General features: G+C 36.9%; 19 protein-coding genes. 5 read left to right on the top strand and 14 right to left on the bottom strand.

Annotation, left to right across the window (positions count from 1 at the left end):
• Window positions 1-13: 13 nt before the first annotated feature.
• The 13 genes from DFR80_RS06360 to DFR80_RS06300 form a co-directional block, all read right to left on the bottom strand.
• Window positions 14-1,303, bottom strand: a complete 1,290-nt coding sequence (locus tag DFR80_RS06360; RefSeq protein WP_076543879.1) for a lactate racemase domain-containing protein — start codon at window positions 1,301-1,303, stop codon at window positions 14-16.
• 51 nt (window positions 1,304-1,354) lie between these two features.
• On the bottom strand, window positions 1,355-2,500 hold the full coding sequence (gene dgoD / locus DFR80_RS06355; protein ID WP_076543878.1) for a galactonate dehydratase: 1,146 nt from the start codon (window positions 2,498-2,500) through the stop codon (window positions 1,355-1,357).
• 231 nt (window positions 2,501-2,731) lie between these two features.
• Complete coding sequence (locus tag DFR80_RS06350) at window positions 2,732-3,358, bottom strand: GntR family transcriptional regulator (RefSeq protein ID WP_076543877.1); 627 nt, start codon at window positions 3,356-3,358, stop codon at window positions 2,732-2,734.
• Between the two features lie 164 nt (window positions 3,359-3,522).
• Entirely contained in the window at window positions 3,523-3,879 is a 357-nt protein-coding gene (locus tag DFR80_RS06345; protein WP_076543876.1) for a nucleotidyltransferase domain-containing protein, read from the bottom strand.
• Between the two features lie 26 nt (window positions 3,880-3,905).
• Window positions 3,906-5,756, bottom strand: coding sequence for an excinuclease ABC subunit UvrC (gene uvrC / locus DFR80_RS06340; protein WP_114489494.1), 1,851 nt, complete (start codon window positions 5,754-5,756; stop codon window positions 3,906-3,908).
• 80 nt (window positions 5,757-5,836) lie between these two features.
• Window positions 5,837-8,227 (bottom strand): HD domain-containing phosphohydrolase, encoded by a 2,391-nt coding sequence (locus tag DFR80_RS06335; protein ID WP_114489493.1) that lies wholly within the window; start codon window positions 8,225-8,227, stop codon window positions 5,837-5,839.
• 130 nt (window positions 8,228-8,357) lie between these two features.
• On the bottom strand, window positions 8,358-11,168 hold the full coding sequence (gene uvrA, locus DFR80_RS06330; protein WP_114489492.1) for an excinuclease ABC subunit UvrA: 2,811 nt from the start codon (window positions 11,166-11,168) through the stop codon (window positions 8,358-8,360).
• Between the two features lie 97 nt (window positions 11,169-11,265).
• Window positions 11,266-13,284, bottom strand: a complete 2,019-nt coding sequence (uvrB, locus tag DFR80_RS06325; protein WP_114489491.1) for an excinuclease ABC subunit UvrB — start codon at window positions 13,282-13,284, stop codon at window positions 11,266-11,268.
• A 411-nt stretch (window positions 13,285-13,695) separates the two neighbouring features.
• A complete protein-coding gene (locus DFR80_RS06320; RefSeq protein WP_114489490.1) occupies window positions 13,696-14,478 on the bottom strand; it encodes a PRC-barrel domain-containing protein in 783 nt (260 codons plus the stop codon).
• 189 nt (window positions 14,479-14,667) lie between these two features.
• Entirely contained in the window at window positions 14,668-15,402 is a 735-nt protein-coding gene (locus tag DFR80_RS06315; RefSeq protein ID WP_158537688.1) for a glycerophosphodiester phosphodiesterase, read from the bottom strand.
• A gap of 73 nt (window positions 15,403-15,475) precedes the next feature.
• Entirely contained in the window at window positions 15,476-16,312 is an 837-nt protein-coding gene (locus tag DFR80_RS06310) for a carbohydrate ABC transporter permease (protein WP_076543870.1), read from the bottom strand.
• Between the two features lie 92 nt (window positions 16,313-16,404).
• On the bottom strand, window positions 16,405-17,292 hold the full coding sequence (locus DFR80_RS06305; RefSeq protein ID WP_114489488.1) for a carbohydrate ABC transporter permease: 888 nt from the start codon (window positions 17,290-17,292) through the stop codon (window positions 16,405-16,407).
• A 127-nt stretch (window positions 17,293-17,419) separates the two neighbouring features.
• Entirely contained in the window at window positions 17,420-18,754 is a 1,335-nt protein-coding gene (locus DFR80_RS06300; RefSeq protein WP_114489487.1) for an ABC transporter substrate-binding protein, read from the bottom strand.
• Between the two features lie 281 nt (window positions 18,755-19,035).
• On the opposite strand from DFR80_RS06300, the gene DFR80_RS06295 reads away from it, so the two are divergent.
• The 5 genes from DFR80_RS06295 (at window position 19,036) to DFR80_RS06275 (ending at window position 24,548) form a co-directional block, all read left to right on the top strand.
• Window positions 19,036-20,172 carry an MFS transporter gene (locus DFR80_RS06295; RefSeq protein WP_084566066.1) on the top strand — a complete coding sequence of 379 codons (1,137 nt, stop codon included), beginning with the start codon at window positions 19,036-19,038 and terminating at the stop codon, window positions 20,170-20,172.
• Between the two features lie 126 nt (window positions 20,173-20,298).
• Window positions 20,299-21,186, top strand: coding sequence for a carbohydrate ABC transporter permease (locus DFR80_RS06290; protein ID WP_076543867.1), 888 nt, complete (start codon window positions 20,299-20,301; stop codon window positions 21,184-21,186).
• 16 nt (window positions 21,187-21,202) lie between these two features.
• On the top strand, window positions 21,203-22,030 hold the full coding sequence (locus DFR80_RS06285) for a carbohydrate ABC transporter permease (RefSeq protein ID WP_076543866.1): 828 nt from the start codon (window positions 21,203-21,205) through the stop codon (window positions 22,028-22,030).
• Between the two features lie 201 nt (window positions 22,031-22,231).
• Entirely contained in the window at window positions 22,232-23,527 is a 1,296-nt protein-coding gene (locus DFR80_RS06280; protein WP_114489486.1) for an ABC transporter substrate-binding protein, read from the top strand.
• Between the two features lie 196 nt (window positions 23,528-23,723).
• Window positions 23,724-24,548, top strand: coding sequence for an HAD-IIA family hydrolase (locus DFR80_RS06275; protein ID WP_076543864.1), 825 nt, complete (start codon window positions 23,724-23,726; stop codon window positions 24,546-24,548).
• Between the two features lie 72 nt (window positions 24,549-24,620).
• On the opposite strand, the gene sdaAA is transcribed toward DFR80_RS06275, so the two are convergent.
• Window positions 24,621-25,496, bottom strand: coding sequence for an L-serine ammonia-lyase, iron-sulfur-dependent, subunit alpha (gene sdaAA / locus DFR80_RS06270; protein WP_114489485.1), 876 nt, complete (start codon window positions 25,494-25,496; stop codon window positions 24,621-24,623).
• Window positions 25,497-25,500 lie beyond the last annotated feature (4 nt).

The raw sequence follows: 25,500 nt of genomic DNA, 5'->3' as shown, positions 1-25,500 counted from the left end.
GCTCCTGTTTTACTTATTTATCTTGATATACCCACAATCCTGTAGCAGGATTGTTGATATAAAAGATCTCTTCTTCATTTACATTATTAAAACCATTTTCTAACTCATCTATTTTGTATTTTTCAATTGTTTGCTGATAATCTAAATAATTAAAATTTATAGCTTCAATTTCTTGTTGACTTAATTTTGGCGACGCCAGTGAAATTGTAAATCTGCCTTCAGAAGAACCATGAATCAAATGGGCTGCTGCCGAAAGATTTTCCTGTAACTCCGAATTATTATGCAAGTTCTCCAGAGTTTTTTCTGTCCCCCGATAGCCATATTTACGCAGCAGTCTATCTATTTCTTTGTCTTCTCCAAACTTATGGATACCCGGAGCAATGATAATTAAATCTCCCCCATCGGCAACTGCCATTCTGGTTCGATAAATTGCCTTACCACCAATCCAGGTGCTTTTAAATTTATCTTCTTTTAAGTAAACTACAACTTTTTCCAGTGGTTTTTCTACTTTTATTATATTTTGCTGCTGACTCAAAGCAACTGCCTTTTCAAAACTATCTCTCTCACTTCCAGCAAAAATACCTTTAATCTTTGTCAAACCAGTTTTGCTGTCTCCTACTGGCGAGTTAACAGACATTAAATATAAAAGCGGAAGTTGAGCTAAAAATTTCTGCTGACAGTAGTCATAAAGCTTCCTAACCGGAGAATGATCTTTTCCCATTATTTTTTCCATTCCGGCAAGAGCTCCCAGAAAATGTGATTTATTAATTATCTGATCTCCTCCACAGCCAACTACAATATTTTTAGTATAATTTGCCATCCCTACAACCTCATGTGGAATAACCTGGCCAATAGAGATAATAAGATCATATTTATCATCAAATAGGTGCCTGTTAATTTCTAAGGGAATCGCTTCAGTTAATTCTCCCTGAGAAAATTCTTTCATCTTAGCAGCTGGTATTTCGCCAACTTTGATTGTTTCACTTCTCCAGTTATGAGCTAAAAATCTATCTGAGGGTATTTCCCCAAACATAGACTTAAGACTTTTTCTGTCCATTGGATCGTGGGTTCCAGATGCAGGCAAAATTTCAATATTTTTAACCTGTTCAACCAGCTTAAAATATAATTTCTCAGTTATTGGTCCCAGAGCTGATGATTTACGTGTGTAATCAGGTGGAATAAGTAAGAGGTTATTTATTTTTGCATCTATTATATCTCTGGTCAGTTCAGATAAATATTTATCAATTTCTGCTTCATTAAGATATTTACCCTGACTGATAATTTCGGATTTGATTTTATTCATTTTCTTCTCTCCTAATTATGGTTTAGAGAAAACAATAAGCAATTAAAATTTTTACCACTCTGCAATAGTTCCATCCTGGTTGCGCCAGACAGGATTTTTCCAGTTATGGGCTGATTTTGCTTCCGCTCTTACCAGCTCCTCATCAATTTCTATACCAAGTCCAGCCTGGTCAGAAATTTCCGCATATCCATCTTTATATTTAAATACTTCCTTATTTACTAAATAATCCAAAAGGCCATTTCCCTGGTTATAATGAATACCAAGGCTCTGTTCCTGAATGAAAACATTTGGTGTAACAGCATCAATCTGCAAACTGGCAGCTAAATTAATTGGTCCCAGTGGAGAATGAGGAGCTACTGCTGTATCATAGGCTTCAGCCATTGCTGCAATCTTTTTAACCTCCGATATACCACCTGCATGTGATAGATCAGGTTGGATTATATCAACTTTATTGAGCTCAAAAACTTTTTTGTAATCCCAGCGGCTAAATAATCTCTCTCCCAGAGCAATTGGAATTCCAAAAGTATCCATTGTAGCCAGTGCTTCTATATTTTCAGACAGTACTGGTTCTTCAATAAACATTAAACGATAGGGTTCTAATTCTTTAAACAGAATTCGAGCCATTCCTTTATGTACTCTTCCATGAAAATCAACTGCAATTCCAAAATCAGGGCCAAGTTTTTCCCTAATAGCTGCAACTCTGGCAGCTGCCTGATCAATTTTTTTATAACTATCTATGTAATGTAATTCCTCAGTTCCATTCATTTTAACAGCTGTAAATCCGGCATCCTTTTTTTCCTGAGCCGCCTGAGCTACATTATCAGGTCTATCTCCACCAATCCAGGAATAAACTCTAACTTTATCTCTAACCTTTCCTCCCAACAGCTCGTAAACAGGCTGCTGCAGATACTTACCTTTGATATCCCAGAGTGCCTGATCAATACCAGCAATTGCACTCATTAAAACAGGCCCTCCCCGGTAAAAAGCACCTCTGTATAAAGTCTGCCAGATATCTTCTATCTGCATTGGGTTTTTATCAATTAAGTAGCTTTCCATTTCTTTTACTGCTGCTCTTACTGTATCAGCTTTCCCTTCTACAATTGCTTCTCCCCAACCAGATAACCCCTGATCAGTAGTAATTTTAAGGAAAAGCCAGCGGGGTGGAACCTTAAAAAGTTCAATTTTTTTAATTTGCACAAGAATCAACTCCTGCCTGAATAATCTTAATAAAAATTTTATTAATAACTTTTACTGATATCATTTATCTACTATTTGATATGTGATATATCAGAGTTGAGCAAAAAATATTCTTTATTTGTTAAATAAAGATTTTTTAATTATTCTGTTGCCTTTATTTTCTTTCTATTTTTAATATTACAACATTTAGCAACAAAATGCAAATAAAATTTGCATTTTTACCATCAAATTTTAAGCTCTTCTTTTTATTGCTGCATCTTCAGCAATCTCAACTCTATCTAAATGACGGTATAAAATTTCCATTGCTTTTTCTTTTTTATCATTTAAAATACAGTCAATCAAATCAATATGCTCCTGATGAGAAGTCTCCGAACGCTTATAATTTAAATAACTAAACAGCATTGTATAGTGATTTATCATTTTTAGATAGCTGTCAATTAAATAATCGTTATGAGAGGCTAGCACAATTTCTTTGTGCAATTTACTGTCATAACTGGTAAAATACTTTTTATGCCCATTCTCAAATTTATCTTTTAGATCAGAAATAACTTCTCTATTAATATCAGTAAAATAATTTTTAAGACAGTAAATTTCATGCATTTTGCGGACCTCTAAAATTTCATTGACTTCAGCTTCCGAAAAATTCTTAACAAAAAAGCCAACTCGCGGTTTATTTTCAACCAGATCCTCATTTGCCAGACGACGCAGAGCATCACGAACAGGCATCAAAGAAATACCGTGCTCTTCGGCAATCTCTCTGGTATTTAACTGCTCTCCAAGTTCTACCTCTCTATTTAAAATCTTTTCCTTTAACATTGAATAAACCTGATCTGTCAGGCTTTTTTTATTAATTGCCATAGTAACACTTCCTAATTTTTTCTGTGATATATCAGATTCTCTATATTACATATTCAACACTGAAGTTAATTCTCCTGCAAAAAAAATAAAAAATCTATAAATATTTTAAAACCACATCTTTATCTACCATGTATAACACATCCTCTTATCAAAATTCAGTTTACCTAAGTTGATTTAGTTAATCTTTCTCTCATCTTTTGATAATGATATTCCTTATAATATTTAAAATCAAAGTGTTCCCTCAGACTTTTAGAAAAATAACCTGGATAGTCAAAATCATCATTTACATATATTGGTTTTCCATGCTTCAAAACCTGAAATTTCAATAATGGTTTAGCAGAGTTTAATATTATTATATCAGTTTCTATTCCTGTCAGTTTAGAAAAATGGTTAGATAAATCAATTCTTAAATCTATATTGTTAATTTGTTCAAGAAAATATAATCGCTTAAGTTCTTTTCTTATTTCCTCAATTAAACTATCTCTTTTTATTCGTCCCTTTTCATCTCTGCTAAAATCCATAATCTTCACCTCTTTTAAGCCTGAAATCAATAGGCTCTCATATTTTCTCTTAAATAATCATAGATCTTACGCGCTGTTTTGCCGCTGATTCCATCCACCTGTTTAAGCTGCCAGATTTTAGCCTCTCTTATTTTTGCCAGAGAACCAAAGTGCTGGAGCAGGGCATTCCTTCTGGTTTCTCCCACTCCTGGAATCTCATCTAACATCGAATGGGTCAGACGCCTTGATCTAAGTTTGCGGTGATAACTGACTGCAAAGCGGTGGGCTTCATCTCTTACCCGCTGCAGCAGCTGCAGAGTAGGAGTATGGTGAGGTAAAGTGATCGGTTCACTTTCTCCAGGCCTAAAGATCTCTTCTTCTCTTTTAGCCAAACCAATAATCGGCAGGTCTTCTATACCTAAGAGTTCCAAAATCTCATAGGCTGCATTAAGCTGGCCTTTACCACCATCTATTAGAATCAGATCCGGAAGTTTTCTATCTTCACGCAAAAGTCTTGCATAGCGGCGTTCCACCACTTCTTTCATACTGGAAAAATCATCGGGTCCTTCCACAGTTTTAATTTTAAAACGCCGGTAATCCTGCTTGGAAGGTCGTCCATTTTTGAAAACAACCATTGAAGCAACAGAATCTGTACCCTGTATATTTGAGATGTCAAATCCCTCAATATGATAGGGATCATTTTCCATTTCCAGAATTTCTCCCAGCTTCTCTACAGCTCCTGAGGTACGCTGTTTTTCATATTTGCTGCGAATATCTTCCTTCTTTAAATTCTGTTCGGCATTTCGTTCAGCCATCTCCAGCATTTTTTTCTTATCACCTTTTTGCGGGTACTGGATGCTTACTTTCTTACCTTTAATATCTGCCAGTCTTTCGGCAAGTAAACTCTGATAGTTTATTTCCGTATTTAATAAGAGCTCATCAGGGATTCCAGCTGCCTGCTCATAATACTGCTGCAAAAATGAAGCCATGGTTTCTGCTTCACTTTCCTCTTCAGTTCCCTGAAGAATAAAGTATTCCTGTCCAATCAGACGGCCATTGCGGACTAAAAGCAGCTGAGCACAGGCATTATCCTCTTCTCCCTGAACCAGGGCCACCACATCCTGATCAACATTTTTATCTGTCATTACTTTCTGACTTTCACTTAATTTTTCAAATGCCTCCAGGGCATCTCTGAAACGAGCTGCTTTTTCAAAATTTCTTTCAGCGGCCGCTTCTTTCATTTTCTCCTCGACCTGATGTTTAAGCTCCACCTGACGCCCGGAGAGAAAAAGGCAGGCCTGGTCAATCAGCTCATGATAATCCTCTTTACTGATAGCTCCAATACAGGGACCAAGACATTTATCAATATGATAATTTAAGCAGGGGCGATCTTCTGGATCATCTGCCTTCAATTCCTTTTTACAGCTTCTAAGCTTAAAAATATCTTTGATCACATCAAGAGTCTTATAAATTGCATCAACATCAGCAAAGGGGCCAAAATATTTTGCTCCATCATTTTTTACAATTCTGGTTTTAAACACCCTTGGAAAATCAACATTTTTAGTCACTTTAATATAGGGATAAGTTTTATCATCCTTAAGGCGGATGTTAAATTTGGGCTGGTGTTTTTTGATTAAATTAGCCTCTAGAATATAGGCTTCAACTTCTGTATCAGTTATAATATAATCAAAATCATCTATATATTTAACCAGCATTCTGGTCTTATAAGTCTGATCATTTTTACGGAAATATGATCTTACCCGACTGCGTAAAGATTTAGCTTTACCAACATAAATAATCATTCCGGTCTCATCTTTCATTAAATAAACACCGGGCTGTCGGGGTAATTCCTTGAGCTGTGCTTCTATGTGTTCTTTTCTATTTTCATTGTCTGTCATAAATATCACCTTAATTTGTGAATAATTACTTCTTCAACTGTTACAAAACAATCTTTTAAAAATAAATGATATAATATTAGCTAATCTAAACTCTCAATAAATTTTTCCACTAATTCTGGATCAAACTGAACTCCGGCAAATCTTTTCAGTTCTGCTAAAGCCTCAGCTCTAGTCAATGCCTTCTTGTAAGGTCGGCCGCTAATCATTACATCATAAGAATCAACTATTGTCAGCATCCGTGAAAGGAGTGGGATATCTTTACCACTGATTCCTTCTGGATAACCTGAACCATCCCAGCACTCATGATGATGCAGTATTTCGGAAGATATATGGGCAAAATCTTCGATGTTAGAAGTTATTCTAAAACCAGTTTCAGTATGTTTTTTGATTATCTCCCATTCTTCATCACTCAACTCTTCTGTTTTGTTTAATATTTCTTCCGGTACTGCAATTTTACCAATATCATGCATTTGAGTTAAAAGATAAAGCCGGTCCTGCTCAGAGCTAGAAAGTCCAATTTTCTGGGCAAAATCAGCCGCGAGACTACTCATCCTCTGTACATGTTCTTCAGTTTCTGAACTTTTTTCTCTTAACGAACTTAAAAAAGCTGCCAATACACTACTGCGTGCACTTTTTCTGCTGGCAATTTTATTTTTATACATTCTATCTTCTGCCCTACCTAAAACAACCATCAAATCCTCTTCAATATCTGTTTTAGCAGCAGTCCCCAGTGAAATAGAAACCTGCAGTTCTCCAGCCTCCTGCTCTAAATAAGCATTAATTCTTTTAATGATATCTTCACTCTCAGCCCTATCTGTCTGAGGTAATAACACAACAAATTCATCCCCACCCCAGCGGGCAACTATATCTTCATCCCGGCATGATTTTCGGAAAATGTCAGCAGCCTCTTTAATCAATCTATCTCCACTGGCATGACCATAAGTATCATTAATCAATTTCAAATTATTTAAATCACCCATAATTATACTAATCGGCAGCTGACGCAATGTGTCTACCCTTTTAATTTCTTCCTCTAAAAAAGCCCGATTATATAACCCGGTAAGTTTATCATGAAAACCGAGATAACGAATTTTCGCTTCACTCTGACGCCGCTCAGTTATATTTCGACAGAATCCATCGATCATAAAACTGCCGTCTTCATCTTTCTGACTGACTCGTGCATTCATTTCCAGCCACAAAATATTCCCTTCCCGATCATAGGCCTGATAAGCGAAATTATCAACCATACCCTCTGTTTTAATCTGGTTTAAAAATTGATCCCGGCGTTCAGAATTTACATAAAGAGAATTTTTGAGATCATTATAATAAGTTATAGTTTCAGATATTGAATCAAAACCTAAAATTTGAGCCATATGAGGGTTAATCATTTTCACCTGACCGGTCGATGTAGTTTTGAAAATCCCCACCGGAGAATTTTCAAATAATCTGCGATAATTCTCCTCACTTTTTTTCAACCGCCTTTCTGACTCCAGTCTTAGCTGCTCATTAATAATCTTTTCAATTCCCAGAGAAATATCTCCTGTCAGTTCAGACAGTAGTTTAATCTCCATTTCATCAAACTCGTCATCCTCAGTTGAGCAAAAAGAAAATATTCCCCAGGGTTGGTCCATAACTTCCAATAGAAAAAAAGCTCTGGAACCACAGTGTTTAGGAAAAGAAAACTCAGAGCCAGAAGAATTCTGACAGCTGTTCTGAATCACTTTATCCTGATTATTATTAATCATTGCATCCTTAAAATCAAAACCTAAATCCTTCGAAAATAAGCTGTAATTATCTCCCTTTCTAATTAAGTCACAATTCTGTTCTGTTGAAGTTAAAATTTTTAATTTTTCCTGATCTTTACTAAATTTACCGATCCAAATATTACTATATTTGCCGTAATCAAAAGTAAGCTGAGCTGCTTCTACCAGCAGATTCTCCAGCGATCTTTCTCTGACTATTAGCTGATTTACCATACTTAAAGTTCGGTAAATTTCGTTTAATTTCTGCAGGTCAGCTTCTGCTTTTTTGCGGCGGCTTATGTCTACAGCAGTACTGATTACCAGTTTACGCCCCTCTTCATCACGTCCCAGGGGGGCTGTTTTAAAATCCCAAATTCTTTTTTCTCCATCCTTTGTGAGAATTTCAAACTCGCCACCAATACTTTTATTAGCTGCAAATGATTTGTTTATTTCCTGTTTTATCTCTTTTATATTACCGCGATGAGCTTTTTTTATCCACTGAAAAATTGTCTTGATTTCTTCTTTGCTATAACCACTAATTTCAATCCAGGTATTATTTACTATTACAACTTCCCCATCCTCAGCATGAATCATAACTGGAATCGGTGCCTCATTTAAAGCGCTGGCAAACATTTTTTCCCGCTGTTTAATCCGTTCCTTCATCTTTTCTTCGCTAATGAACTCTCCAGTTTTGCCCTGCATCGATTCTCTCTTATCTCTCTTCTTCAAATGCTGCACCTCCCTTTTAGTCCTCAATTATAACTTTCCTCGTGATATTATATAACTATTATACTACATATTTACAGTAAAAGGAATAATTTAATTAAAGTTATTGGGAATAATATCCAGACTCTGGTGTCTAGAGCACTTCTTTTAAAAACTTGCCGGTATAAGAATTTTCGCTCTGAGCCACTTCTTCCGGAGTGCCAGTGGCAACTATTTCTCCTCCCTTTTCTCCACCTTCTGGTCCGAGATCAATTAAATAATCAGCTGATTTGATTACATCAAGATTGTGTTCAATTACAATTACAGTATTGCCATCTTCCCGCAGGCGATGCAGTACTTCAAGCAGTTTTTTAATATCAGCAAAATGAAGTCCTGTTGTTGGCTCATCAAGTAGATAGAGAGTCTGCCCGGTACTTCTCTTTCCCAGCTCTTTGGCAATTTTAATTCTTTGAGCTTCTCCACCAGAAAAAGTTGTAGCCGGCTGTCCCAGACGAATATAACTTAAACCCACATCATAAAGAGTCTGCAGACGGCGGCGAATCGGCTCGATATTTTCGAAAAACTCAAGTGCTTCTTCTACTGTCATTTCAAGTACATCTGCAATTGTTTTTCCTTTATATTTAATTTCCAAAGTTTCTCGATTATAACGCTTACCATTACAGACATCACAGGGTACATACACATCAGGTAAAAAGTGCATTTCAATTTCCTCAATTCCCTGTCCCTTACAGGCTTCACAGCGTCCTCCCTTAACATTAAAACTAAAACGTCCAATCTCATAACCGCGCTGCTTGGCTTCCGGAGTGCTGGCAAAGACATCCCGAATATAATTAAAAACTTTAGTATAAGTTACAGCATTTGAGCGAGGAGTTCTGCCAATCGGAGACTGATCAATATTAATCACCTTATCAATATTATCAATCCCTTCAATTGAATCATGTTTTCCTGGATGAAGGGTTGAATCATAGATATCCCGCATCAACTGTCTTTTTAAAGTGTTATTAATTAGTGTACTTTTACCAGAACCTGAGACCCCTGTTACACAGGTGAATGTTCCCAGTGGAAAATCAACATCAATATTTTTTAGATTATGCTGTCTGGCTCCTTTCAATTTAAGCCATTTTTCGCCAGTCTGATATCTATCTGCAGGTACATGGATCTTCTTTTTTCCGGAAAGATACTGCCCGGTCAGTGAACGTTCTTCAGCAATTATATCCTCAAGACTGCCTTCAGCAACAATTTCACCACCATGTTTTCCGGCACCCGGTCCCATATCAATAATATAGTCTGCCGAGCGAATTGTATCTTCATCATGTTCAACAACTATTACTGTATTACCCAGATCTCTGATATGCTCCAGAGTACTGATGAGACGATTATTATCACGCTGATGAAGACCAATACTTGGTTCATCGAGGATATATAAAACTCCCATTAATCCTGATCCAATCTGAGTAGCAAGCCTGATCCGCTGCGCTTCTCCTCCAGAGAGTGTTCCGGCCGAACGATCAAGACTCAGATAATCAAGTCCTACATCCAGTAAAAAGCGCAATCTCTCTCGGATTTCTTTTAAAATTTCCTTACCAATTTTTGCTCGTCTATCATCCAGCTCTACTCCCTGTAGAAATTCATGGGCTTCTTTAATAGTAAACGAACTAAATTTAGCTATTGAAATTCCACCAACTGTAACTGCCAGGACTTCAGGTTTTAGGCGCTGGCCTTCACAGACATGACAGGGAATTTCATTCATATACCTTTCCATTTTCCGGTGGGTCGAAGCACTGTCAGATTTATTCATTCTTTCTTTAAGATAGCCAATTATCCCCTTAAACCTGGTGGTATGATCCCTGGTCCGACCATAACGATTTGTATATGGGAAAGTAATCTTTTTGTCATCACCATAAACCAACCTGTCAATAATCTCAGAATCCAGATCTTCAATTTTTGTTTCCAGACTGAAATCATACTCAGCGGCCATTGCTTCCAGCAGCGCCGGGTAATAGCGGCTGGATGAGCTGGCCCAGGGGATAATTCCACCATCAGCAATCGATTTATCTTTATCCAGGATTAAATCTGGATCAAATTCTTTTTTTACTCCCAGTCCATCGCAATTCTCACAGGCTCCATAAGGAGAATTAAATGAGAACATACGAGGTGACATTTCTTCCAGACTGATATTATGCTCTGGACAGGCAAATTTTTCACTATAAGTTGTAATTTCTCCTTCTATTTCGTCAATCATTACCAGACCCTCTGCATAATCGAGAGCTGTTTCTATTGAATCAGCCAGTCGTTCTCTGATCCCAGCCTTGATTACAAGGCGGTCAACTATAATCTCTATATCATGTTTAAAGTTTTTATCCAGCTTTTCTGCATCTTCAAGCAAAATTGTCTCACCATCAACTCTGGCTCTAACAAATCCATCGCGCTGAGCCTGCAGAAAAGTACGCTCATGCTCACCTTTTCGCCCGCGAACAATGGGGGCCAGCACCTGAATTTTTGTTCTTTCTGGCAGTTCAAGCACCTGATCCACAATCTCATCTACCGTCTGCGACTTTATTTCTTTACCACAGATAGGACAGTGAGGAACCCCAACTCTGGCATAAAGCAGGCGCAAATAATCATGAATCTCAGTTACTGTACCAACTGTTGAGCGTGGATTACGGCTTGTTGTTTTCTGATCAATAGAAATAGCTGGCGAAAGCCCTTCAATATATTCCACCTTTGGCTTTTCCATTTGTCCCAAAAACTGGCGAGCATAAGCAGAAAGTGATTCTACATAACGCCTCTGCCCCTCTGCATAAATAGTATCAAAAGCAAGCGAAGATTTACCAGAACCACTGAGTCCAGTAATTACCACAAGTTCATCCCGGGGTATATCTAAATCTACTTTTTTAAGATTATGCTCTTCAGCACCCTTAACTATCAAACGATCTAATCCCATTTATAATAACACCTCTTCTAAGGCACCAGTTACCTGAAAAATATCTGCATCTAATTTTTATAGTTATTTAGTATATTCTACAGATAACCGGTCCCGATTATAATTTATTTTCTAATTCTTCAATTTCATCTCTAATCTGAGCAGCTATTTCAAACTCCAGATTATCAGCTGCTTCTTCCATTTCAGCTTCCAGATCTATAATTAAATGTTGAATTTCTTTACGACTCATCTGATCATAATTCTGACTGTTATCATCCGGATCTTCATTATCCTGACTTTTATCATAATAGCGGCTCTTATCCTCAGAAACTACCATCTCAACCGGTCTCACTACTTCGCGAACAGGTTTAATAATTGTTTCCGGAGTAATATTATTATCTTTGTTATGCTGAATCTGAATCTCTCTTCTTCTCTCTGTTTCATCAATAGCATTCCGCATTGAATCAGTTATTTTATCAGCATACATAATCACCTTACCCCCAACATTACGAGCAGCACGCCCAATAGTCTGAACCAGCGCTCGCTCAGAACGCAGAAACCCCTCTTTATCGGCATCTAAAATTGCCACTCGAGAAACTTCAGGCAGATCAAGCCCTTCACGCAGCAGATTAATTCCTACAAGTACATCAAATTCACCCAGGCGCAGATCACGAATGATCTCTGAACGCTCAATTGTGTCGATATCAGAATGTAGATAGCGGACTCTGATACCTGCTTCAGCCAGATACTCAGTCAGATCCTCTGACATCTTTTTAGTCAGAGTAGTAACCAGGACCCTCTCTTCATCTCCTACAACCTGACGGATCTCTTCTAGCAGATCATCAATCTGGCCCCTGGTTGGTCGAACATCAATTTCGGGATCAACCAGTCCAGTCGGTCGAATAATCTGTTCTACAATCTGCTGACTGTTTTTTTCTTCGTAAGGACCAGGTGTTGCCGAAACATACACCGCCTGGGGTACAACCTCTTCAAACTCCTCAAAGTTTAGCGGTCTATTATCCAGAGCTGACGGTAAACGAAATCCATATTCTACCAGCTTTTCTTTACGAGACCTGTCACCAGCAAACATTCCACCAATCTGAGGAACTGTCATGTGTGACTCATCAATAATTACCATAAAATCATCAGGAAAGTAATCTAAAAGAGCCATCGGTCTGGAACCAGGTTCACGACCAGCAAGATGCCGGGCATAGTTTTCAATCCCTGAGCAAAAACCCATCTGCTCCAGCATTTCCAGATCATATCGGGTTCTCTGTTCAAGCCGTTGAGCCTCAACCAGTCGATTTTCTGCACGCAGTTCTTTAAGTCTCTCTTCCAGCTCCGCTGAAATTGTCTTAATTGCCCTTTCAACCTTATCTTCTGGAGTAACAAAGTGACTGGCCGGATAAATTGTCATCTCATTAATTTCGGCCTCAACCTCACCTGTAACTGTATTAATTCTTGTAATTCTGTCAATTTCATCTCCAAAAAGTTCCACTCTGATTGCAATGTCACGATAAGCAGGAAAAATATCAACAACATCTCCCTTAACCCGAAAGTGGCCGCGTGAGGTATCCATATCATTGCGGCTGTACTGCATAAATGTCAGGCTCCGGGTAATATCCTTGCGATCCATTATCTTGCCCACTTTCAAATCAAGTGAAAGATTTAAATAATCATCCGGCGAACCCAGACCATAAATGCAGGAGACACTGGCCACAATCAGCACATCTCGCCTCTCAAAAAGTGAAGTGGTAGCCGAAAGTCTGAGTTTCTCTATTTCGTCATTAACAGAAGCATCTTTTTCTATATAGGTATCAGTCTGAGGTACATAAGCCTCAGGCTGATAGTAGTCATAATAACTAACAAAATATTCTACAGCATTATCAGGAAAAAACTCTTTAAATTCACTGGTCAGCTGAGCTGCCAGAGTTTTATTATGAGCAATAACCAGGGTTGGTTTGTTTACCTCTTCCACCAGTTTGGCCATAGTAAAAGTTTTTCCGGTACCTGTCGCACCAAGTAGAGTCTGATGACGATATCCTTTTTTTATTCCTTCAGCCAATTTTTCTATCGCCTCAGGCTGATCACCCTTTGGCTCAAAAGGGGCCTTTAATTTAAATTGTCCTTCTTTCACAATAATCCCCCCAAATATAATTTGCAAACTAATTAAACTCTTAACCACTGAATTCAAAATCAATGGTTAATTAACTATTATATATTTAAATCAAATAATTTTCAGTAAAATTATTGACATTTTTAATAAATAAGTGAATGTATGTTTAGTCTGCTCTTCTATTATAGCAATAATCATTATTAATTTAAAGACTTAAATTAAATTACTTTCTGGAATAAAAATATCATCATTAAAAATATTATAGTTATAATTTCCTGGCAACAAGGTTATCCACATTCCTGCAAAAGCATAATTTCCTATATAAAAAAAAGAGCCCCTCAGAGGGCTCTTCTTTTAATTTGCTGTTTTTATATCTCACTTTTAAAATCCTAACAGTGTTTATTAGATAATTATTTGAATTCTATTTGAAATTTACTGCTGCCAGTATTTAATCTCATCATAGTGATTATAGAGTTTTTCTTCGTACCTACGATCAACCAGATAATCGCTGCTTTCTTCTCTATACTCCGGAGCATTTTTAATTTCTTCCCTGGTTTTGCTGACATATAATTTTTCTTTATTCCAGCTAATATTCTGCAGCCACTCCGGTGCTATCAGAACATCTTTTCCAGGCAGAATATTTCGAGTATCGATTAACAGGTAGCGAATCACCCAGTTTTCTTCGTCAACAAATAGATCTTCTAAATGGCCAAATTCTTTATCCTGAGCCTGAATGTGATAACCACGAATTTCGTTAAAGCTGCGCAGATTGGATTCGATTTCTTTCTCTTTTGCCTGTTTTTCCTCATCAGTTAGATTCTCGAAATTAAATAATTTCTCTCTAATTATGCTGCCTGCCTGAATAGCAGGTCCATCGGCAGGATGAGGACTTGTCCAGTAAATTGGCCAGTCAAAATGTTTAACTACTTTTTCCTCCATCACTCTGGAAACTGGTTTGTTTTTCTGAATACTTGGTCCTGCTTCCAGATCTTCTGCTGTCAGATTGACAATGATTTCCTGATTATCATAATTTATTTCCTCAAATGAATCTGTAGAAATTAAGGTTTTTTCGTGTTTAAGCCAGTTACCTGTATCTATAACAAGATACCTCAATACAAAACGATGTTGATCAAAATAAAAGTCTTTTGTCTTACCCAGCTTTTCATCACGACCCTGAACAGTAAATCCTTCGAGATTTTTGAGCTTTCTTAACATAACTGCTCACCTCTCTTAAATTTTCGCCTCAAAACGGAAGATCAATCTATTTAAGTTTATCTCCTTCTAAATTAATTATAATAAAGATTAACAGCTAATTCAAACTATAGAAATTAAGTTTTGATTAAAAATTTAAGAGGAATATTGAAACTTAAAAAGCTATACTTTAAGACTGGTTCAAAGACTGGTTCAGGACTTGTTCTCAATTTTATCTCTGATTTCAAGAGCCATCTCAATGTCATCAGTCATAATCATATCAACCTTTTTTTCAAGCAGCCCGACAACTGCATCGGGAAAATTAACTGTGTAAACATTCAGCTGCAGACCCATAAAATGAGCTTTTTCGACCACCTCCTGGTCAGCTGTTAAAAAATGGAGGTGCAAAGCATTAAAGCCTCTTTTAAATGCATAATCAGCAGCATTTATCATTTTTGACATCAAAAGACATCCGGTTTTCATTTCCGGCTGTAATCTCTTTATTTTCTGCAGACTGTAATGATTAAAAGAAGAAATGATTACCTGTTCTCTTAATCCAAACTGATCAACCAGTTTTAAGACCTTTTCCTCCAGTCGAGGGTAGGGGAGATAATTTTTCAATTCAATATTAATTACTTCCAGCCCCTTAACAACTTTCAGAACTTCTGCCAGGGTTGGAATTTTTTCGGCTTTAAATTCAGGACTAAAAAATTCTCCAGCACTCATTTCACGCAGTTCAGCAAGAGTATAATCTTTAACCAGACCACTTCCGGTCATTGTCCTGTCAATTAATTCATCATGAATTACCACTACTTCTCCATCCCTGGTCAGCTGTACATCAAATTCCACCCCATCAGCTCCAAAATCAACAGCTTTTTTAAAAGCTGCCAGAGTATTTTCGGGATAGCCAGCTGCTCCACCGCGGTGTCCAATAATCTTTGTCCTCAAAACTATCACTTCCTCTATCCATCTTAATTAAAATTTAATATTATAATACAGTTTTTTTAAACAAGCTGCAAGTTTATTCTTTCAGTCCCTGAGTCGCAATACCTTTAACAAAGAACTTTTGAGCCAGCAAAAAAACAATTAAAGTTGGAATAACCACCATGATTGTACCAGCCATAATTAGTCCCCAGTCTCGTTCTGAAGCACTGGTGAATAACATTTTTACCCCCTGTTGGGCAACCTTCATTTCGTCAGAATTCAAAATGATTAAAGGCCAGAGATAAGCATTCCACATAACTAGAAAATTTACTGTTGCCAGACCGGCCAGAGTTGGACCGGAAAGCGGGATCAGAATTTGAAATAAGAACCTAAAAGGGCCACAGCCATCGAGCTGTGCAGACTCCATAAGAGAGGTGGGAATTGTCAAAAAATGCTGCCTCATTAAAAAAGTTGTTGTTGCACTTGCCAGAAAAGGAAGAACCAATCCTGAATATGTATTTGCCAGGCCAAGTTTACTGACAAATTCAAATAGGGGAACTACTCTTACCTGCATCGGCAGCATCAGAGTAAATAAAATAGCAAAAAACAGTGTTTTTTTGTATTTAAATTCAAAGTGAGAAAATGCATAACCACTTAAAACTCCAAGAGCCAGTTTACCAAACATTACAATTGCCGAAGCTAAAAGACTGTTAACTAGCAGCCGATCCATATTGACTAAATTCCAGGCATTAATATAGTTGCCAAAATATAATTTATCCGGAATCAATGACGGTGGATAAGAAAAAATCTGCGCTCTGGGTTGAAAACTTACACTTAATGCCAGTAAAATAGGCATTAAAACTATAAAGCTAATTACCATTAAGAGCAGATGGGTTGAAATTTTATTTATTAAATCTTTTCGAGATTTGCGCATCAGATAACCACTCCTTCTATAATATTTCTCCTTTTATAATTTAGTTGATTTTAAAATTGATTAATTTTATCTTATCAGAATTTTTTTATCTTTTACTGGTAATGAACACCTCTACTGCCAAATCTAAAGTGGAAGAAGGTTACTATTAATACCAGAATAAGCAAAATTACTGATTGTGCTGCCGCCAGTCCCGGACGGAAATTAACAAACATATCCCGGTATAATTTGTAGATTACAATATTAGTAGCATCTGCAGGTCCACCCTGAGTCATAATATCTACAATACCAAAAGACTGAAAAACAGTAAAAATAATGTTCATAATAATTAGATAAAAAGTTGTAGGAGAAAGCAGAGGAATAGTTATTTTTCTAAAAATTTGAAAAGAATTCGCTCCATCAATTCTGGCAGATTCATAAACACTGTCTGGAATTGACTGCAGCCCAGCCAGAAAAAATATAATATTAAACCCCATGTTTTTCCAGATAGTTGCAATTATAATAGCTATAAAAGCAAAAAACCCATTGGTCAGCCAGGGCACCTGAACATTAAATAAAAGATCTAAAAAGTAATTCACATGACCAGCTACCGGGTTTAAAAGGAATACCCAGAGAGAACCGGCTACTGTGGGAGAAATAGCATAAGGTATAAAAAATATAGTCCGGTAAATTTTAATCCCCTTCAATTTCTGATTAACCAGCACAGACAAAATTAGAGATACAGCCAGACCACCAAAAATAGTAATTAAAACAAAAACGGCTGATCTGAGCAGACTTGCTCTGTAAACTGGATCAGTAAATAAATTTATATAATTATCAAAGCCGGAATAAATTCTACGGGCACCAAATGGAGCTGTCCGATATAAACTTAAAATCACAGACTGGATTGTAGGCCAGTATAAAAAAAGAGTTAAAATAATCATTGACGGTAATATTAATAAATATGGAACCGAAAAATGTGAGTCATAATCTTGTTCTTTCAATTTTTTCTACCTCCCCTGGAATATCTAGTAATTTATAGATTATTAATTTTTAATGGAAAAATCCCCCTCCTCAATAAGCGAGGAAGGGGTTAAGAGGCATAACAAACTTTTCTACTTTCTATGCCTTTTATTCATATAGTGAGTTATACTGTTCTAATGATCTGTCAACTCTGGAAGCTGCTTCGTCCATAGCTTCCTGAGGAGTCATATCTCCCTGCAGAGTCTTTTCTACTGCCTCTTCCACAATCTGTCTTACTTCAGGGAAGGTACCAATTAATGCACCCTGAGTAGAAGGAGATCTTTTACTCAATAATAACTGTAGAAATGCAGTTAAATGGTTTGGATTCTGTGCAAAGAATTGGCCATTCATTTCATGCTCTACAGCTGCTTTTGTTACCGGGAAATAACCGGTATTTTCAAACCAGTATACCTGCTGCTCCATTTCGGAAAGGAAACTTAAGAATTCCCAGGCAGCTTTAAGTTCTTCTTCAGGATGGTCTCTTACAGCCCAGAGGCTTGCTCCACCAATTACAACTCCACCACGATCTACGCCCTGAGGACGAGGTAGGAAAGCTGTACCCAGTTCATAACCATCGTTTTCAGCATTATTGGTAAAGTTAGTAACCTGTGCGGTTGACTCAATCATCATTGCAGCTCTACCAGAAAGGAAGGCTTGCTTGGCTCCATCCCAGCCGCGACCTGGATTTAACATTATACCTTCATCAACCATTTCTTTCCAGAGTTCAATAAATCTCACTACTGGTTCCCGATCTAAATAAGACTCAGTAGCTCGTCCATCACGACCATTATTATTGTTAACAAGTAAGGCATCCTGGTTAGCTGTCATCTGTTCAACAAACCAGCCAACTATACCTAAGGTAAATCCATAACGCTCTACATCTCCATCTTCATTACGAATTGTAAGTTTACGAGCATATTCTTTTAACTCTTCAAAAGTCTGTGGAGGATCATTTGGATCCAGACCTGCTTCTTCAAAAGCATCTTTATTATAATATAAAATAGGTGTAGATGAATTAAAAGGCATTGAATTCAGCTGGCCATTTACATTATAATAATTAGAAACAGGAATTAAAAATTTACCCCAATCGAAGCTGTCATCCTGAGCCACTTCTCTTCCTAATTCTTCTACAGGAATTATAATACCACTATCAAGCATAACCTGAGTTCCAATCTCATAAATCTGAACAATATGAGGTGCTGATCCACTCTGAACTGCAGCCTGTGTTTTAGTTAAAGTATCATTATAACTACCTGTATTTTGGGCTTCAACTTGAATATCATCATGACTTTCATTAAATCTCTCCACAATAGTATTTACAATTTCACCATTGTAGCCACCCATGGCATGCCAGAATTCAATAGTTACTGGCTCCTGAGCTGCAGCTGAAAATGTCAGGATAAAAGCAAATAAAATCACCATTAAAAAAGTCAGTTTTCTCATTAAATAATTCACTCCCCTTGTTAGATTTTGAACAAAAAATTTTACTTTTAGTCCATCCCCCCTTAGATATATTTTGGAATTCTTAATCTCCAACTACAAAGAAACTAAAATATTACAAATTTTGATTCCTCTGCATTTATAATTATATATATATTTTAATTATTTGTCAATTTTGAATATTCTTTCACAACTTAATTTAAAAGTTAAATCAATTTACTAAATATGCTTGCAAAAAAGATTTAAAATGCTTATACTATGATAAGCACCTATAGAAAGAAGGAATTACTATCTTATTTAAATCATACTATTTTATCTATTATATTTATGTAGCAGCAACTACTTACATTAATATTCATATGGAATCAATTGGCTTCAGCGCAACTCAGATTGGTCTGATGACATCAGTTGCCAAAACACTGGCGATCACTGCTCTACCGGTCTGGGGAATGATGTCTGATTATTTTGAAGCCAATAAAAAAATATTACTTTTTACTATCACCGGGACTCTTCTTTTTTCTCTCAGTTTTCTTTTGAGCCAGAGTTTTTTAATTATTTTTATTCTCTACAGCTTCTTTATGGTTTTCAGCAGCTCAATTGTCCCTCTGTCAGACTCTCTCCTGCTAAATCATCTGGGGGATCGAGCAGAACAGTACGGCCAGTTTAGAGTCTGGGGATCACTTGGCTATATGCTGGGAATTATGCCCTTTGGCTGGATTATAGAACGGACTCAGTCTGAAACTACTTTTTTACTGGCAGCTGCAGGATTATTTTTATCCCTGTTTTTTGCCTACAAATTACCCAAAAGTAATCGAACCATTAAAGTAACCAGTATGGGCAGTTTTAAACTCTTATTTAAAAATAAAGATCTGCTGTACTTTCTAATCTTTACATTTTTTATTCAGGCTCCATTAACTGCAAATTTTGTTTATTTTCCAATTTATTTTAAATCAATCGGTGGAGGAGAAACTCTGCTGGGCCTGGGAATGTTTATTGCAGCAGGAAGTGAACTAATTATTTTTCAAAAAGCAGATATATTTTTGAAAAAATTTAAACTGAAGAAGGTATTATTATTATCGGCAATGGCCTTTGCTTTTCGCTGGTTTTTAATCGCTATCTGGTCTTCACCAATTCTAATTTTACTGACTCAACTTTTTCACGGTCTGACTTATGCTTTATTCCATGTCACAGCTGTTGGATATATTTCAAAACTTGTAGGAGAGAAATTTCGTTCAACCGGTCAAAATCTTTATGCCTCAATTATCAGTGTCAGCACCGTTGTCAGTAGTTTACTGGGCGGTATGATTTATGATGGTGCTGGAGGAGCAGCCATGTATGCTTTTGGGAGTGCAATTTCGCTCATTGCTGGCCTCAGCTATTTTTATTTGCTGCATAGAATTGAATACAGTCAAAAAAATTAAATTTTAAGCCCTGTTTTATAAATTTAAGGCAGGGTTTTTTTCTCTAACAGCGAAATATAGAATTAGCATCTTCTGTTTTTTTATTTTAAATATTCATAATATTATTACTTTTGGGAGGTAATCAGATTGAATAGTAAGTTTGCTAAAAAATATCGTTATTTAGCCTATCTTTTAATTGCACCATCAATCATTATAGTTACAACCTTTTTGATCTATCCTTCGCTCCAGTCACTTTACTTAAGTTTTTTTCGCTCTACCCCCTTTGGCAACAGACAAATCTATGTTGGTCTGGAGAACTTTCAGCGGCTTTTAACCTCTTCCGCCTATTGGAACAGTTTAGTTCGTTCTCTTGTTTTTACAGCAATTACAGTTTTTATTTCTATTGCCTCAGCTTTAATTCTGGCAGTTGTTACCAATAAAAACATCAGAGGTGCTAAAATCTATAAAAGTTTATTAATCTGGCCCTTTGCTTTTTCCTTTGCTTTTGCTGGAATTATCTGGGGAGTTTTAATGCATCCTAATGTGGGAATCATGGCTTATTATATTAAATTACTCACAACTTTAAATTTTGACTGGATTAGTAATGGTACAGCCGCATTTATTCTAATTATTATTGCCTCTAGCTGGCGAATGCTCGGTTATAACTTTATCTTTTTTATTGCTGCTCTGCAAAATGTTTCACCTGAACTATTAGAGGCAGCTGATATTGATGGAGCCAGTCCCTTTACAAAATTCTGGCGAATTACCTTTCCCTTAATTTCGCCTATCACTTTTTTTCTGTTGATTATGAATACCCTGCAGGTTTTCTTTCTAACATTTGGTGTTGTTGATGTTTTAACCCAGGGGGGACCAGCTCGAGCTACAGATATAGTTACCTACAAATTATTTAGAGATGCTTTTTTGAGTATGAGAACCGGCTATGCATCCGCACAGTCAATAATACTTTTTATTTTTGTAGCAATAATAACTATTATTCAGTTTAAATATGCCGGAGAAAAAGTATTTTATCAATAAAGGGGAGATCTGAGCAATGAAGCGTAAAAAAACTACAACAATATTTATTCATCTTTTTTTAATAGTTTCTGTTTTTTTAGTTTCTTTTCCAATAATTTATGCATTTATGGTCAGTACTTTAAATATTAATCAAGTATATTCATCCCCACCCAAATTACAGCTGGGAGATAACTTAATAAATAATTACCGGGAAGCCTGGGAACGTTCAAACATGGGGAAACTTCTTTTTAACAGTTCTTTTATTTCGATAGTTACTGCTGTAGGAAAAATTATTCTATCTGTTTCGGCAGCCTTTGCTTTTGTCTATTTTGGGGATTTCCCAGGCAAAAATCTGCTTTTTATTATGATTTTAATTACCCATATGCTGCCGCTGCCAATTAGAATAGTGCCAACCTACCAGTTAATGGATAATTTGGGCTGGCTCGATACTTATTATGCCTTAACAATTCCGTTTTTTGCCAGTGCCACAGGCGTTCTTTTATTTAAACAGTTCTATATGACAGTACCAGAATCACTTCTGGAAGCCAGTCTAATCGATGGTATTACACCACTTAGATTTCTCTTGTCAATTCTGATACCTCTTTCTAAAAGTAATATAGTCGCCTTATTTACTATAGAATTTATCTGGGTCTGGAATCAATATCTCTGGCCACTGGTTACAACTAACAGTGCCCGAGTACGGGTAGTTCAAATTGGTCTCAAAATGTTAATTCCCTCTGACGCTCAGCCGGAGTGGAATGTAATTATGGCAGCTTTAATAATTGGTGTTATTCCACCACTACTGGTTTATTTGACCCTGCAGAAAAGCCTTGTCGAAGGTTTTGCCATGCAGCAGGACAAATAATATAAAAATATGACTAAAATTCTAAAAGGAGGGATAAGCTGAGGTTAACTTCAGAAAATAATTAATAACTGGGGGTGAGATTTTCAGTATTCAATTTGGGAAGTTGAATGGTGATCTCAAAATAAGTGGTCTAATCTGATTCATTTTTCAACAAAAAAAGGAGGTGTGATCTTCATTTATTTACTTAAATGAAGAAAATCTATGTTAAAAAAATCTATTATCATTTTAACCTTGGTGACTCTCTTTGCTTTTAGCGCAGCAATGGTATCTGCTCAGACAATCGAGCTGGAATTCTGGCATGCCATGAGTGGTGGTCGTACTGCAGCAGTAGAAAAAATTGTTGATGGGTTTAATGCAGAACATGATGACATTCATGTAACAGCTCAGTTTACCGGGAGTTATGCTGAAACTCTAACTCAGGGTATTTCTGCAGTTCGTTCAGGTAATCCGCCCCACATTATTCAAGTTTACGAAGTAGGTACTCAGACCATGTTAGATAGTGAAGCAATTGTACCTGTTTATGAAATCGCAGAAGGAAAAATTGACTTTGGCAGTGTTATTCAACCAATTTTAAATTACTACAGTGTTGACGGTCACCTCTACTCAATGCCCTTTAATTCTTCAACTGCAATGCTTTATTACAATAAAGATGCTTTTGCCAAAGCTGGTATAGAAGATGTTCCGGAAACCTGGGCAGATATTGAAGAAATGGGTTTAAAAATAATTGATAGTGGCGCTGCCAATCATGGACTATCTTTTGGCTGGCCAGCCTGGATTTTAGAACAGATGCATGCCTATCATAATAAACCCTATGCCAACAATGATAATGGCCGCAGCGGCAGAGCAACTGAAGTTTATCTTGATCGTGACTTTGCGAAAATGGTTTTAGGTTACTGGACAGATTTAGTAGAAAAAGATGTTGTAGCTTATGGCGGCCGCGAATATTCTGCTAATCAGGATTTCTTAGCTGGAGAAGTAGCTATGCTGATTCAGTCAACTTCTTCTTTAAGTTCAATTATGGACTCAGCTGATTTTGAAGTTGGTACTACTTTCCTCCCCCGGTTTGAAGGTCAGGGAATTGGTAATTCAGTTATTGGTGGTGCTTCACTCTGGGTAATGAAAGGACACAGCCAGGAAGAATATGACGCAGTTGTAGAATTCTTTAAATATCTAAGTCAAACTGATGTTACTATTCAGTGGCACAAAGATACCGGTTATTTCCCCTCTACAAACGCAGCAGTTAAAACTCTAATGGATAACCGCTGGTTTAGCGAAAATCCTAACTATCTAACTGCTTTCCTGCAGGTATTAAGTGGAGTTCAGTCTCCTGCAGCTAATGGTGTACTCTTAGGTAACTTTGTAGAAATTAGAGATATTGTTGATACAGCAGTTGAAGAAGCTTTTACTGGGGTTTCCACTGCTGAAGAAGCTTTAAACAAAGCTGATGAGGAAGCTGATAAAGTTCTCCAGGATTACACTGAACTATTTGGAGAATAAATAATCTAAAATAGACTGATTACTACCCGGCTGCATTTTCTGCGGCCGGGTTTTAATTTAACACTTGAATTTAGTTGAAAGTATTGATAAATTAGTACTATGAGATTTATTTATAAGACAAAACTTCAGACAAAACTTCAGCAGCTTTACACTGCTAATTAATATTACACAATTAAGATTTCGAAAGGGGCAGCAGATGAATGAACTAAATGAAATTAAATTTTTTATACTGGACATGGATGGAACAATTTATTTAGAAAACGATATACTTAAAGGAAGTCTTGATTTCCTGGCAGAAGTTGAAGCAACAAATAGAGATTACATATTTTTAACCAATAATTCTTCTAAAAACAGAGCGGATTATCAGCAGAAACTGGAACAGATGAATATTAATATTGCTGCAGAAAAAATTATTAATTCCGGTGAGATTACAGCTTCTTATTTAGCTGAACAGGGCACTAAGCAGGGTAAAAGAATTTATTTGTTGGGAACAGATTCTTTAAGAGAAGAAATGGAACGCTTTGGCCATCAGATTGTAAATGAAGAGAAAAATATCAGAGAAAAAGCGGACAGTGTTGACTTTGTAGTTTTAGGTTTTGACAAAACATTAACTTATAAAAAACTCTGGGATGCACACCAGTTAATTCTCTCCGGTGTGGACTATGTAGCCACCCATCCTGATCTGGTATGTCCTCTTAGTGAAGGTAAAACTCAGCCGGATACCGGAGCAATGATCGAACTACTGGCTGCATCAACCGGAAAAAGGCCTTTAATAGTAGGTAAGCCTTCAGGACTTACTATTGATTATATTTTAAAAAGATTTGATCTAGAAAAATCAGAACTGGCAATGGTTGGAGATCGTTTATATACTGATATGCGAATGGCTCACGATGCAGGTATAACAGGAATCTTAGTTTTAAGTGGAGAAACAAAAAGAGAGGATATAAAAAATCTTGCTTCCGGACAAAAATACTTTGATTATGTTTTTGCTGACGTTGCAGAACTAAAAAATAAATTATAATTATTATAAAAGAGGATGAAAACGATAAATTAATCCCGTTTTCATCCTCTTTAATTCAAATTAAGACAAAATTTAATCCCTGAGTTCTTCTTTAATTTTAAGAGCTGTTGGGGTAACTGCCAGCCCCCCACGGGAAGTTTCTTTAAGACAGGTAGGCATCTGATCTCCAATTTCTGTCATAGCCATAATTACTTCATCAGCGGGAATTACACTTCTAATTCCAGCCAGAGCCATTGTCGAAGCCGTGTAGGCATGAGCGGCAGCAAAAGCATTTCTCTTTACACAGGGGACCTCAACCAACCCGGCCACAGGATCACAGACAAGCCCCAGCATATTTTTTAAAGCCATGGCAAAAGCATCAGCTGCCATTCTGGGGGTACCACCTCTAAGTTCCACAGCCGCACCGGCTGCCATCGCAGCTCCAACTCCACATTCAGCCTGACAGCCACCTGCAGCACCGGCCAGAGTCGCTTTTTTGGAAACAACATATCCCAGTCCGGCAGCAGTAAAAAGTGCTTCAGACATTGACTGATCATTTAAATCATTTTCTTCTCCAATTGCTAAGATAACAGCAGGAACTATTCCACTCGCACCTGCAGTTGGTCCAGCAACTATTTTACCCATACCAGCATTTACTTCTGCAGTTGCCAGAGCAAAAGTAATAATTTTATTGTATATATTATTTTTTTCAGCCTCTGCGGCCGCAGTCAAATACTCTCCCAGTTTTAGGGCCTCATCACCCACCAGACCACCACCAGTCTGAATATTATTCTGACGGCCATAAGCAACAGCATCTTTCATTACTTTTAAATTAGCCAGCATTGATTTTTTGATCTCTGCTTCAGTAATTTCTTCCTCTTCAACTTCAACCTGGAGCACAATCTCCGAAATAGAAGTTTCAGCAGCTTCAGCCAGGGAAACAAGTTCTTCTATTGTCGCATATTCCATTAAC

Origin of the sequence: Halanaerobium sp. ST460_2HS_T2 (genome assembly GCF_003337665.1) — a bacterium.
Taxonomy (GTDB): Bacteria; Bacillota; Halanaerobiia; order Halanaerobiales; family Halanaerobiaceae; genus Halanaerobium; species Halanaerobium kushneri.
Note: the sequence above shows the minus strand (reverse complement) of the source record. Positions and strands in the feature narration are given on the sequence as shown.